Source organism: Streptomyces sp. JW3 (assembly GCF_052216785.1).
Lineage (GTDB): Bacteria > Actinomycetota > Actinomycetes > Streptomycetales > Streptomycetaceae > Streptomyces.
Window position 1 is genome coordinate 26531 of sequence record NZ_JBQOUX010000074.1, and the last position, 13051, is coordinate 39581.

Annotated in this window: 11 protein-coding genes and 1 pseudogene; 11 read left to right on the forward strand and 1 reads right to left on the reverse strand. The window is 74.7% G+C overall.

The window, feature by feature from the left end; all coding sequences use genetic code 11:
• The first annotated feature begins 30 nt into the window (after positions 1-30).
• The 10 genes and pseudogenes from ACTT8P_RS26200 (at position 31) to ACTT8P_RS26245 (ending at position 10526) form a co-directional block, all read left to right on the forward strand.
• Positions 31-270 carry a phosphopantetheine-binding protein gene (locus tag ACTT8P_RS26200; protein WP_442834209.1) on the forward strand — a complete coding sequence of 80 codons (240 nt, stop codon included), beginning with the start codon at positions 31-33 and terminating at the stop codon, positions 268-270.
• Positions 270-1010, forward strand: a complete 741-nt coding sequence (locus ACTT8P_RS26205) for an SDR family oxidoreductase (protein WP_442834210.1) — start codon at positions 270-272, stop codon at positions 1008-1010. The genes ACTT8P_RS26200 and ACTT8P_RS26205 overlap by 1 nt, the downstream gene beginning before the upstream one ends.
• A 47-nt stretch (positions 1011-1057) precedes the next feature.
• Positions 1058-1879, forward strand: coding sequence for a PAS domain-containing protein (locus ACTT8P_RS26210; protein WP_442834211.1), 822 nt, complete (start codon positions 1058-1060; stop codon positions 1877-1879).
• 137 nt (positions 1880-2016) lie between these two features.
• Positions 2017-3396, forward strand: a complete 1380-nt coding sequence (locus ACTT8P_RS26215) for an MFS transporter (RefSeq protein WP_442834212.1) — start codon at positions 2017-2019, stop codon at positions 3394-3396.
• Positions 3389-5488: a molybdopterin oxidoreductase family protein gene (locus ACTT8P_RS26220; protein WP_442834213.1), complete on the forward strand. Its 2100-nt coding sequence runs from the start codon at positions 3389-3391 to the stop codon at positions 5486-5488. The genes ACTT8P_RS26215 and ACTT8P_RS26220 overlap by 8 nt, the downstream gene beginning before the upstream one ends.
• Positions 5485-6804 (forward strand): FAD-dependent oxidoreductase, encoded by a 1320-nt coding sequence (locus ACTT8P_RS26225; protein WP_442834214.1) that lies wholly within the window; start codon positions 5485-5487, stop codon positions 6802-6804. The genes ACTT8P_RS26220 and ACTT8P_RS26225 overlap by 4 nt, the downstream gene beginning before the upstream one ends.
• Positions 6801-8003 (forward strand): NAD(P)/FAD-dependent oxidoreductase, encoded by a 1203-nt coding sequence (locus tag ACTT8P_RS26230; protein WP_442834215.1) that lies wholly within the window; start codon positions 6801-6803, stop codon positions 8001-8003. Before ACTT8P_RS26225 ends, ACTT8P_RS26230 begins: the two co-directional genes overlap by 4 nt.
• A gap of 28 nt (positions 8004-8031) precedes the next feature.
• Positions 8032-8928: pseudogene (locus ACTT8P_RS26235) on the forward strand (2-hydroxy-3-oxopropionate reductase); the annotation flags it as partial.
• 44 nt (positions 8929-8972) lie between these two features.
• Complete coding sequence (locus ACTT8P_RS26240) at positions 8973-9221, forward strand: DUF3253 domain-containing protein (RefSeq protein WP_442834216.1); 249 nt, start codon at positions 8973-8975, stop codon at positions 9219-9221.
• A gap of 246 nt (positions 9222-9467) precedes the next feature.
• The gene (locus ACTT8P_RS26245) at positions 9468-10526 is read left to right on the forward strand and encodes a BTAD domain-containing putative transcriptional regulator (protein ID WP_442834217.1); all 1059 of its coding nucleotides are present in this window, start codon (positions 9468-9470) and stop codon (positions 10524-10526) included.
• Position 10527: 1 nt separating this feature from the next.
• Here ACTT8P_RS26245 and ACTT8P_RS26250 read toward each other — a convergent pair whose 3' ends face one another.
• Entirely contained in the window at positions 10528-11202 is a 675-nt protein-coding gene (locus ACTT8P_RS26250; RefSeq protein WP_442834218.1) for a cutinase family protein, read from the reverse strand.
• 166 nt (positions 11203-11368) lie between these two features.
• Between ACTT8P_RS26250 and ACTT8P_RS26255 the strand changes: the two genes are divergently transcribed.
• Positions 11369-13033, forward strand: coding sequence for a peptidase M23 (locus tag ACTT8P_RS26255; protein WP_442834219.1), 1665 nt, complete (start codon positions 11369-11371; stop codon positions 13031-13033).
• Positions 13034-13051: the final 18 nt, after the last annotated feature.

Consider the following 13051-nt stretch of genomic DNA (forward strand, 5'->3'; position numbering starts at 1 on the left):
CCCGCACCCGGTATCGGAAAAGAGGACACAGTGGAAAGCACCAAGATGGCGTCGCTGCGCACCTGGCTGGACGGCCTGCACGAGCGGCCGCTGGACATCCAGGACGACACCGACCTGATCCAGTCGGGCGCGGTCACCAGCCTCCAGTTCGTGCAGATGGTGATCGAGATCGAGCGTCTGCACGGCCAAAAACTCGACCCGGGCGTGATCAACATCGAGTCGATGCGCACCCTCAAGGCCATCGACACCGCCGTCTTCCAGGCCGCCTGATGGCGGGGGACACCCCCCGGGTCGCCGTGGTCTCCGGAGCCTCCTCCGGCATCGGCGCGGCCGTGGCCGAGGAGTTCCTGCGCCGCGGCCACACGGTCGTCGGCCTCTCCCGGCGCGGCAACCCGGACCTGGCCGGCCGGCCCGGCTACCACGACCGCCGCGCCGACCTCCGCGACGGCGAGGCCGTACGGGCCGCGCTCACCTCGGCGGCCGGCGTCACCGCCGACGGCATCGACGCCGTCGTCCTCAACGCCGGCGTCTCCCCGGACCCGGTCGACCTGGTCAAGGCCGACTGGGAGACGGTGGCGGACACCTACGAGACCAACGTCCGCACGGCGCTGAACCTCCTCCAGGCCACCGCCGGACCGCTCAAGCAGAACGGCGGCGGCTCCCTGACCTTCGTCGGAGCCAGCCTCGCCAACGGCTACCGGCCCGAACGCTATGCCTACGCCGCCAGCAAGGCCGCGATGACCACCCTGATGCGCGCCTGCTCCGTCGAGTTCGCCGACGACGGCGTCGTCGCCAACGAGGTACGGCCCGGCCCGGTGGCCACCGCCATGACGATGGCCGGGCTGGACGGCGAGGTGAACGAGCAGATCATCCGCGCCATCAACGCCGGATTCGGCACCGACTGGCTCAAGTCCCCGCGCACCGTCGCGGAGTGGATCGTCACCATCGCCGCGTTCCCGTCCAACGGCCCCACGGGCCAGGTCTTCAACTACAGCCGCAAGGTCCTGTGACCCCGCCGCGCGTCCACCCGACCCCCAAGGAAGGCAGGCAGACCGCCATGTCGAACCACCCCTCCGCCGAGCAGCTCCTCGACCTGTTCAACTGGGCCTCTCCAGCCATGCTCGTCACCGACGCCGACGGCGCCGTGGTGCTGGCCAACAAGGCCGCCACGGAACTGCTCAAGGACGCCGCCGCCACCGGTGCCGGGCTCCCCGGCGCCCTCGGCGTCGGCGACTACGCCGCGCTGCTGGCCGCCCAGGCGCCGGTGGAGAACCGTGCCGTGGCCTTCGCCCACCCCGACTTCCCCTCCGGGTACGCCAACGTCGGCTTCGACGAGGTCGACGGCGCCACCCACGGCTTCTGGGCGCTGCGCCCGGTCACCACCCACCCCACCCCCTCCCCGGCCGCCGGCGAGGGCTCCTCCACCGCCCAGGCGTGGATCCGCCAGGTCGACCGGGCCGACCCGTCCTACACACCGGCCGGCGCCGACGCGGTCCCGTACCTCCAGGCGTACTACGACCACTGCCCCGTCGCCATCCACCTGATCGAGGAGGACGGCACGGTCGCCCACGCCAACTGGAAGGACATCGCCATCGTCGGGGCGAGCGAGCGGCCCGACACCTACGTCGGCCACCACATCCGGCGCATCTACGCCGACCAGGACGTGGTCGAGGACTTCCTGGGCCGCTGGGGCGAGGACGCGCCGATCATCGACTTCCGCGCCGACTTCCTCAACCAGGGCGAGCGCGTCCCGGTGGTGATCTTCTCCACCGCCAACGTCGAGGGCGACAAGCTGAAGAACACCCGCTGCTTCGTCTTCCCCGACAGCCACCCGGACCGCGAGCGGGACCAGGTCAAGGCGCTCGACCTCAGCTTCTGAAGCTTCCGACCTCCCCGCGCCACGCTCCGCCCCGCCACCGGGGCGGAGCGGTCCGACCGTGACGCCGGGCCCCGGCGAGCGATCCCCGCCGGGGCCCTTGCGCGCTCACGAAAGCCCGTCCCGCACCCGGAGTGAACATGGCTCACACCCCTGCCCGACCGGGCGCCCGGCTCACCGGCTGGGACCCCGAGGACGAGGACGCCTGGCACCGCGGCGGCCACCGCGTGGCCCGCCGCAACCTGGTGCTCGCCGTCCTGGCCGAGCACGTCGGATTCTCCGTATGGACGCTCTGGTCCGTCCTCGTCCTGTTCATGTCCCCCGAGATCGGCCTCGGCTTCGGCCCGGACCGCACATTCCTGCTGGTGGCCACACCCACCGTCGTCGGCGCGCTGCTGCGGCTGCCCTACGCCCGCGCGGTCACCCGCTTCGGAGGCCGCGACTGGACGGTGTTCTCCACCGCCCTGCTCCTCCTGCCGGCCCTGGCGGCCGCCTACTTCGTGCAGCGGCCCGGCACGCCCTTCGGGGTGTTCCTGGCGATCGGCGCCCTGGCCGGCGCCGGCGGGGGCGGCTTCGCCTCCTCGATGACGAACGTCGCCGCCTTCTATCCCCGGCGCCTGCAGGGCTGGGCCCTCGGCGTCACCGCCGGCGCCGGCAACCTCGGCGTGGCCGCCGTCCAGCTCGTCGGCCTCCTGGTCCTCGCGGCCGCGGGCGACACCCACCCCGCCTACGTCGCCGCCGTCTACCTGCCGCTGATCGTGGCGGTCGCGCTCCTCGCCGCCTGGAAGATGGACAACGTCGACACCGTACGGACCGCACCCGGGGCCCAGCGCGAAGCGGTCCGGGACCGCCGCACCTGGGCGGTCTGCCTGCTGTACATCGGCACCTTCGGCTCGTTCGTCGGGTACGGCTTCGCCTTCGGCCTCGTGCTGCGCCACGAGTTCGCCCTGACACCCCGTGAAGCCGTCGGCTACACCTTCCTCGGCCCGCTCCTCGGCGCCTTCTCCCGGCCGCTGGGCGGCGCGCTCGCCGACCGGCTGGGCGGCGCCCGGGTCACCTTCTGGGCCTTCCTCGGCATGGCCGCGGGCACCGGCGTGCTCGTCCTGGCCACGCGCGCCGCCTCCTTCGCCCTGTTCGTCGCCGCCTTCACCGTCCTGTTCGTCCTCACCGGACTCGGCAACGGCTCCACCTACAAGATGATCCCGGCACTGTTCGCACACCAGGCCGAACGGGAGGTGACGGCCGGCTCCGACGCCGGCGAGGCGTTCGCCCGGGCCCGGCGCCTGTCCGGCGCGGTCATCGCCGTCGCCGGAGCCGTCGGGGCGCTCGGCGGCGCCGCCGTCGACCTCGCCTTCGAGCTGTCCTACAGCGGATCGGGCTCCGGCACCCCGGCCTTCGCCGCCTTCCTCGGCTACTACGCGCTGTGCCTGGCCGTCCTGCGGACCCTGCGGCCGGCCCCCGCCCCCGCCGGGCCCGCCCCGCACCACCCGGACGCCGCGAAGGAGGCGAGCCGTGCCTGAACCGCCCACGCCCGTACCCGAAGTGCGCACCCACTGCCCCTACTGCGCCCTGCAGTGCGGCACCGTGCTGCGCGGCGACGCCGATGTCGGTGTCAAGGTCAGCCCGGCGGACTTCCCGGTCAACCGGGGCCGGCTGTGCCAGAAGGGCTGGAGTGCCGCGGACGTCCTGCACACCGCCGACCGGCTCACCCGCCCGCTGGTCCGCGGCACCGACGGCCGGCTCGCGCCGGCCTCCTGGGACACCGCGCTGGACACGGTGGCCCGGGGCCTGCGCACCCTGCGCGAGAGGCACGGACCGGATGCCCTGGCCGTCCTCGGCGGCGGCGGCCTCACCAACGAGAAGGCGTACCTGCTGGGCAAGTTCGCCCGGCTCGCCCTGGGCACCGGCCAGATCGACTACAACGGACGGTTCTGCATGTCCGCCGCCGCGGCGGCCGGCAACGCGGCGTTCGGCCTCGACCGGGGCCTGCCCTTCCCCGTCACCGATCTGCGCGAGGCCGACACCGTCCTGCTGGCGGGCGCCAACGTCGCCGAGACCATGCCACCGCTGATGCAGCACCTCGACCGGGCCCGGCTCGTCGTCGTGGACCCCCGGCGCACCCCCACCGCCGAGCGCGCCGCCCTGCACCTGCAGCCCGTGCCCGGCACCGACCTCGCGCTCGCGCTCGGCCTGCTGCACATCGCCGTCGCGGAGGACCTCGTCGACCGGGACTACGTCCGTACCCGCACCCACGGCTTCGACGCCGTGGCCCGCCGTACGGACGACTGGTGGCCGGAGCGGGTCGAGGAGATCACCGGCGTCCCCGCTAGAGCGCAGCGCCGGGCGGTGCGGATGCTCGCCGAGGCCCGCGGCGCCTACGTCCTCACCGGCCGCGGCGCCGAACAGCACAGCAACGGCACCGACACCGTCGCCGCGTTCATCGATCTGGCGCTCGCCCTCGGGCTGCCCGGCCGCAGGGGCAGCGGCTACGGCTGCCTGACCGGGCAGGGCAACGGACAGGGCGGCCGGGAACACGGCCAGAAGGCCGACCAGCTGCCCGGCTACCGCTCCCTCACCGACCCGGCGGCCCGCGCCCACGTCGCCCGGGTCTGGGGCGTGGCACCGGACACGCTGCCGGGACCCGGCCGCAGCGCCTACGAACTCCTCGACGCGCTGGGCCGTGACGGAGGACCGCGGGCCCTGCTGGTCTTCGGGTCCAACCCCGCCGTCTCCGCCCCGCACGCCGCGCACGTCACCGAGCGGCTCGCCGCCCTCGACCTCCTGGTCGTGGCCGACTTCGTGCCCTCGGAGACCGCCCGGATGGCCGACGTGGTGCTCCCGGTCACCCAGTGGGCCGAGGAGGAGGGGACCCTGACCAGCCTCGAAGGCCGGGTACTGCGCCGCCGCGCGCTGCTGCCGCCCCCGCCGGAGGTCCGCAGCGACCTGCGCGTCCTGCACGACCTCGCCGTACGCCTCGGCGAGCCCGCCGACCGCTATCCGACCGCGCCCCGCGAGGTGTTCGACGAGCTGCGCGCCGCGTCCCGCGGCGGACGGGCCGACTACTCGGGGATCACCTACGACCGGCTGGACGCCGGGGAGACGCTGCACTGGCCCTGCCCCGACACCCCGGGCGACCCGCACCCGGGCACCCCCCGCCTCTTCCTCGACCGGTTCGCCCACCCCGACGGCAGGGCCCGGTTCGCCGACGTCGACCACCGGGGGCCGGCCGAGGAGACCGGCCCGGCCTTCCCCCTGTACGCCACCACCGGCCGGGTCCTGGCGCACTACCAGTCGGGCGCCCAGACCCGCCGGGTCGGCGAACTCACCGACGCCGTCCCCGAACCCTTCGTCGAGGTCCACCCCGACACCGCCGCCCGCTGCGGCCTGGCCGACCGCGCGCTGGCCCGGGTCGTCTCCGCGCGCGGCGGCATGACGGCGCGGGTGCGCACCGACGCGACGATGCGCCTGGACACCGTCTTCGTGCCGTTCCACTTCCCCGGCGACGGCCGGGCCAACCTGTTCACCCACCCCGCGCTCGACCCCCGCTGCGGCATGCCCGAGTTCAAGGTGTGCGCCGTGCGGCTCGCCCCCCTGTCAGGAGTGACACCTTGAGTGCCCCGCACACCGTCCTCGTGGCCGGCGGCGGCCCGGCGGCCCGACGGCTCACCGACCGCCTGCGCCACCACGGCCACCTGAACGTCCGCACCGTGCCGGACGACGGCCCCGGCACACCACCCACCGGGGAGACCCGCATCGACCGGGCCCACCGCCGGTTCGTGACCCACGCCGGCGGACGGGAGAGCGCGTACGCCTACGACACCCTGGTCCTCGTCCCGCGAGCCCGGCCCCTGCTGCCCGACCTGCCCGGCCTGCTGGACTGCGGCGGCCGCCTCACGGACGGTGTCCTCGTCCCCGGCACGGCCGCCGCGGTGACCTCCTCGGGCCCCGTCACCGTCCTCGGTGACGGCCCCCCGGCCGTGGAGCGGGCGAGCGCCCTCGCCGCCCGCGGCGTTGACACCACCCTGGTGTGCTCCTCGTCCCAGCCCCTCTCGGCGTACCTCGGCACGGTCTGCGGCGGCATGCTCGCCGAGGAACTCGCCCGCGCCGGGGTCACCGTCCGGCCCGCGAGCACCGCCGTACGCCGTACCCCCGGGCTCCTCCACCTGGCAGACGGCACCGCCCTGCGCGCCGACACCCTCGTCCTGTGCCCGGACACCGCCCCCGACACCCGCCTCGCCCGCGCCGCCGGGCTGCGCGTGGCCCACGGCATCGTGGTCGACGAACGGCTGCGCACCAGCGACCCGCACATCCACGCCATCGGCGACTGCGCCGAGGCCGGCGGACGGCTCAACACCGGCCCCGGCGCCGCCTGGGAACAGGCCGCGACCCTCGCCGCGATCCTCGCCGGCCGCACCGCCGCCTACCGCCCGGGGCCGCCCGCGCTCCGCCCGCGCCTCCACGCGACGGACGTCGCCGCCTTCGGCAGGCTCGCCGACCTCGACCGCCCCGGCACCCGCCTGATCGCCCTGACCGACCCGGCCGGCCGGCGCTACGCGCGGCTCGCCCTGCGCGGCGACCACGTCGTCGCCGCCGTCCTGCTCGGCCTGCCGCAGGCCATCGCCACCATCGGACTCCTGCACCGGCACGGCCGGCCCCTGCCCGCCGACCGGCTCGGCCTGCTGCTCGACCTGCCCGCCCCGCCGGCCCCCGGCCGGGAGAGCGCGCACGACGCCCCGGTCTGCCTGTGCAACAACGTCTCGCGGCGGACCCTGCACACCGCCTGGCGGGCGGGTGCCCGTACGGTCCCGGCCCTCGCCGGGGCGACCCGCGCCACCACGGGCTGCGGGGGCTGCGGCCCGGCCGTGGCGCAGCTGTGCGGCACCTGGGCCGCCGGGCTCCGCGACGGCGAACTGGAGGCGGCGTCGTGACCCGGACCCTGCTCGTCGTCGGCCACGGCATGGTGGGCCACCGGTTCGTCGAACAGCTCCGCCTGCGGGACCCCGGCCGGACCTGGCGCGTGGTCGTCGTGGGGGAGGAGCACCACCTCGCCTACGACCGCGTCGGCCTCTCCTCCTACCTGGACGGCAAGAGCCGCGGCGACCTCACCCTCGTCGGCGCGGAGCTCCTCAACGACCCCCGAGTGGACCTCCTGCTGGGCAGTGCGGTCACCGCGGTGGACGGCGACTCGCGCACGGCGCGCACGGCACACGGCGCGCACCTGCGCTACGACGCGCTGGTCCTCGCCACCGGATCGCGCCCGTTCGTCCCGCCGGTGCCGGGGCGCGACCACGACGGCTGCTTCGTCTACCGCACCTTCGACGACCTCGACGCCCTGCGGGCCGCGGCGCGGCCGGGACGTGTGGGGGTGGTCGTCGGCGGCGGGCTGCTGGGCCTGGAGGCCGCAGGCGCCCTGCGGCTGCTCGGCATGAGCGCACGGATCGTCGAGACCGGGCCCCACCTGATGCCGGCCCAGCTGGACGCGGGCGCCGCCGAGGTGCTGCACCGGCACGTCACCGATCTGGACATCGGCCTGCACTGCGCCACGTCCGTGGCGTCGGTCGACGCCGGAGCGGACGGCCGGGTGGCCTCGGTGACCCTCGGGGACGGCGCCGTGCTCGACGCCGACGTGGTGGTCTTCGCCGCGGGCGTCCGGCCCCGCGACGAACTGGCCGCACCCCTGGGCCTGGCCCGGGGCGAGCGCGGCGGGTTCGCCGTGGACGCCTTCTGCCGGACCGCCGACGAGCGGGTCTGGGCGATCGGGGAGTGCGCGGCGGTGGACGGCCGCTGCCACGGCCTGGTGGCCCCCGGGTACCGCATGGCGGACAGCGTGGCGCGTCAGCTGACCGGGCAGGTCCCCGAGCCCTTCGACAGCACCGACACCCCCGTCGCCCTCAAACTTCTCGGTGTCACCGTCGCCACCGTCGGCAGCGTGCGTCCCGACCCCGCCCAGGCGGTCGAGGCGGTCTTCACCGAGGGAACCGACCGGTACGCCAAGGTCCTGCTGAGCCGGGACGGCGGCGCTCTGCTGGGCGCCGTCCTCGCCGGCCACACCGGCTCCTCCGCCCTCATCCGCTCCCTCGTCGGCCGCCGGCCGCCCGCGGACCTGGAACACCTCCTGCTGCCCTGACCCCGCTCGCCGCACTGCGCCCCGAAAGGACCCCGCGTTGAACACGATCGCCTTCCTCGGCCTCGGCACCATGGGCAGCCCCATGGCCGTCAACCTCAGCGAGGCCGGACACACGGTGTACGGCTGGAACCGCAGCGAGAGCCGGACGGCCGCCCTTCTCGAGGCGGGCGGCCGGCGGGCCGCCTCGATCGCCGAGGCCGTCCGCGCCGCCGACACGGTGATCACCATGCTCCCGGACGCGCCGCAGGTCGAGGAGGTCGCCTACGGTCCCGGCGGCGTCCTCGCCCACGCCCGCCCCGGCACCCTGCTCATCGACATGTCCACCATCGCCCCGCGCAGCTCCGTCCGGCTGGCCCGCGAGGCCGCCGAGCGGGGCGTACGCGTCCTGGACGCCCCCGTCGCGGGCGGCGAGACCGGGGCGGTGGAGGGCACGTTGTCCATCATGGTCGGCGGAGAGACCGCCGACGTCGAGGCGGCCAAACCGGTCTTCGAAGCCCTGGGCAGGACCGTCACACACTGCGGCCCGCACGGTCTCGGCCAGACGGTGAAGGCCGCCAACCAACTGGTCCTCGCCGTCACCCTCCAAGCCTGTGCCGAAGCGGTGGTCTTCCTGGAGAAGGCCGGCGTGGACCTGGAGGCCGCCTTCGACGTCCTGGACGGCGGCCTCGCCGGCTCCCGCGTCCTCACCCGCAAACGGGCCAACTTCCTGCACCGCGACTACCGGCCCAGCTTCACCCTGGGCCTGCACCACAAGGACATGGGCATCGTCACCGACACCGCCCGCGAACTCGGCGCGGCGATCCCCCTGGGCAGCATGGCCGCCCAGCTCATGTCCTGCGCCGTGACCCGGGGCGACGGATCCCTCGACCACTCCGCCCTGCTGCGCGGAGTGGAACTGCTCAGCGGCCACGACCCGGCACGGTGAGCGCGGGGTGCTCGCCACGCTGCGGCGCGGCGAGGGCCGGGCGCATGATGGGCAGGGCCACCTTCCCCGTGTGGGGTGTCACCACGTCGGCCGCGCTGCCGGGCAACTGCCAGTGCGCGAGTCACGAAGGCGACGACGGCCGGCGCCCGCCGATGGGACCGGCCCGCCGTGCCGCCCGGCGGCCGGTCGCGGCCGGGCAGGTCGAGATCACCCAGGGCGGGAAGCCCGTCGACCCGGCGGAGGCGCACGGCCCGATCCGCATCCGCCGCGCCGGTCGCGACGCCCCTGGTTGAGGCACCGCGGCCGGCGGACGGCACTGCTGTGACGACGCGTGTCACGAAACCAAGCATGCGTAGGCACGACCGCGCCCGAGAGCCTCACCAGGGAGGCCGGAAGCTCACCGGCTGTCCCGGGCCGTCACGAGGTGGGTGGAGGCGCCCTGTCACTCCCGATCGTTCCGGGTGCCCCGCCCGGCCCCTGCACCACTACGGTGCGACGGCGCCCGCAAGACCGACCCGTACGGAGACCGGGGAGCAGCGATGCCGATGTCCGCCACCACCACCTGGCCCGCCGCCGGTCCGCTCGGCGACCCGGAGCGGCAGGTGCTCGCCGCGGTCGGCCGGGGGCTGCGGGACGACGAGGTCGCCGCCGCCCTCGGTCTGTCCGAGGACGCCGTGGCCGAGTGCCTCGCGCGTATCCGGGTGACGCTCGGTCTGCGCGACCGCGCCGCCGTGATCGTGCACGCCTTCGACTGCGGCCTGGCCGTGCCCGGCCGTGACCCCCGCGCCAGGCCGGTGCGGGCGGCGGCGGCGAAGGTACGGATCTCCCTGCTCGGTCCGCTCCAGGCGTGGCGGGACGGGCGCCCCCTGGAGCTGGGGCATCTGCGCCAGCAGGCCGTCCTGGCGGCGCTCGCGCTGGGCGCCGGCCGGTCCCTGAGCCAGCGGGAGCTGCGCGCCGACGTCTGGGGGCCGGAGTCGCCGGCCGCGAACGTGGTGCCGGTGTACGTCTACCGGCTGCGCAAGGCGCTGCGCGGCGGAGGTGCTCCGGAGCCGGTCATCGAGCACGGGCTGCGCGGCTACCGGCTGGCCCCCGGCGCGGTCGACGTGGACGTGGCCCGCATGGAGGACCAGATCAGCGGCGTCGGTGCGGCGGAGCGGGCGGGTGACGCGCGGGAGGCGGTGCGCCGCTGCGCGCGGGCGCTGGAGCTGTTCCGCGGGGAGCCGCTGACGGGTCTGCCCGGGCCGCTGGCCGAGCTGGAGCGGCTGCGGCTCACCGGGCACCGGACCGCCCTCGTGCAGCGGAAGGCGGCGTGGCAGCTGCGGCTCGGCCTGGACGCGGAGGCGATTGCCGAGCTGTCCGCCCTGACGGCCGCGCATCCCCACGACGAGCCGGCGGCCGCGCTGCTGATGTGGGCCCTGTACCGCAGTGGGCGCCAGGCCGACGCCCTGGGCGTGTTCGAGCGGGCCCGCCGGCTGCTCGACGACGACCTCGGGGTGGAGCCGGGCCGGATGCTGCGGCGGGTGCACCGGATGATCCTGCGCGGGGACGAGGCCGGCCCCGTCCCCGTCCCCGCGGCCGGGTCCGTGCCCGGCCCCTGAGTCACCAGGCGGCGGGATACCAGGCGCCGTTGTACCACTGCTCGTTGGCGCTGTCGTTGTGGAAGTCCATGTTGAAGTCGTTGGGGTAGTTCGCCACGTGGTTGTTCGGGTAGGTCCAGATGCCGGCCGACTCGTCGCAGACGTAGTCCCAGTGGCAGATCGTCTTGACCGGCACGTTGCCGAAGTACCGGTCGGCGCCGGCCAGCGGGGCGCCGACGATCCCGCCGAACGGTACCGAGCCGCCGTTGGCGCCGGGGTCGCCCTGGCGCTTGGGGTCCGCGATGAGGATCGCGTTGACGTTGCCGAAGGTCTGCCAGTTCTCAGTGACCCAGATGTGCACCACCGCGGCGCCCAGCGAGTAGCCGCCCATCTTGACGTGCTGGCCGGGGCACGCGGCCCGCTGGTCGCGCACCAGCCGGTTCAGCTCGTTGACCCCGGCCCGGGCGCTCGCGCCGTTGGGGATGGTGGTGGGGTATCCGACGTGCTGCTGGATGTTGCCGGTGAAGCCGTCGTTGTTCCAGGAGCTTCCGGTGCCGCCGACGACGATCGTGTACGTGCCCTCGCACGGAGCCGCCGCCCTGGCCGTCGCGGCCTGCGCCGTGGACACCTGGGCCAGTGAGAGACCCGCCGTCAGCAGCAGTCCGGCCACCGCGGCCGTCGTCCTCTTCGCTCGCATTCCGTTCCTCCCCATGTGGTCCGTGTACGTCATGAGGCTGGCAGCGGCCGATGACCTGTCGATGAAACGCGCGGTGAGCCGATTCCATCGGTATTTCATCGGTGTTCTCTACCGTCGTCCGTTCCACCCGCTTGATGACGGTTGCTTCTTGACGGAAGGGATCACCGTGCGAAGACGCGGCTTGTACCGCGCCCTGCTCAGACTGGCCGTGCTGGCCGGTCTGGGGGCGCTGCTCATCGCAACGACCGCTCCGGTCGGTGTCGCCCGGTCCGGGCCCGGTCCGGATCCGGGCGACGACCGGTCCGGTGTCTCCCGGTACTTCGCCGGCCCGGAGGGCTTCGCCGCCATCCCGACCGAGCCGTGCGACCCGGCCGGCCCGTCGGCCGCCGACGGCACGCTGGCCGACCGGCTCAACCCGCAGCTCGGCGCGAAGATGGCCGGCCATCTCGACGCGTACCGGATGTCCTGCGCGCGGATGGTCACGCAGGCGGTGAAGGACCGGGGGCTCAATCAGCGGGCCGCGGCGATCACGATCGCCACGATCATCGTGGAATCCAGCATGAACAACTACTCCGAGGCCGTCGACCACACCAGCATCGGCCTGTTCCAGCAGCAGGACTGGTGGGGCACCCGCGAGCAGCGCCTGGACCCGGTCCACGCCACCAACGCCTTCCTGGACGCGATGGAGGGGCTGTATCCGGGCGGCTCGTGGAACGACGTGCCGATCGGCGAGGTGTGCTGGCGGGTGCAGCAGCCGCGGGAGGACCTGCGGTACCTGTACGGCGTCGAGGCGGGCGACGCCACGCTGATCGCCGACGCGCTGTGGTCCGGTACGAGCACCGGTCCGGCCCACCCGTACCACTCCGGCCGGGTCGTGTCGGCGCGGTCCGCGGACGGGCGTCTTGAGGCGTTCGCCGCCGCGGCCGACGGCATCCACCACGCGTGGCAGACCGAGGTGAACGGCGCCTGGTCGCCGTGGCGGTCCGTGGGCGGCCCGCGCGACGCGCAGCTGGCGGTCGCCGCCAACGCGGACGGGCGGCTGGAGCTGTTCGCGCTGTCGGAGACGACCTTCGACCACATGTGGCAGACCGGGCCGAGCGCCGGGTGGTCCGCGTGGGAGAACTTCGGCACCGGAGGGTCGCGGGTGGCGGCGGGCACCAACGCCGACGGCCGTATCGAGGTGTTCGCCTCCAACGCGGACGGGGTGTTCCACCGCTGGCAGACCGCGCCCAGCGGTGGCTGGTCCGGCTGGGCGGGCACCCACGGCGGACCGGCCGACGCGCGCCTGGCCATGGAGACCGCCCCGGACGGCAGGCTGGAGGTCTTCGCGCTGTCCGACGCCACCTTCGAGCACCTGTACCAGACGGGTGTCAACGGCGGCTGGTCGGCCTGGGAGAACTTCGGCACCGGAGGGCATGCCGTCACCACCAGTCACAACCAGGACGGCCGGCTGGAGGTGTTCGCCTCCAACCCGGACGGGGTCTTCCACCGCTGGCAGACCAGCCCCACCACCTGGTCGGCGTGGACCGGCACCGGCGGCATCCCGGACGCCGAGCTGAGCACGGCCCGGACGGCCGACGGGCGGGTCGAGGTGTTCGCGATCAACTCCACGACCGCGAAGCACAGTTGGCAGACGGGTCCGAACGCGGCGTTCTCCGGGTGGGAGACCTTCGGCGGGGGCGGCACCGCGATCGGGACCGGGACCAACGCCGACGGCCGGATCGAGGTGTTCGGCACCAGTCACGCCGGGGTCTACCACCGGTGGCAGACCGGCTTCGCCACCTGGTCGGAGTGGGCCTGGCTGAACGACTCCGGGCCCGCGATGCCGTAACGCCTGCCGCGGGGGGGG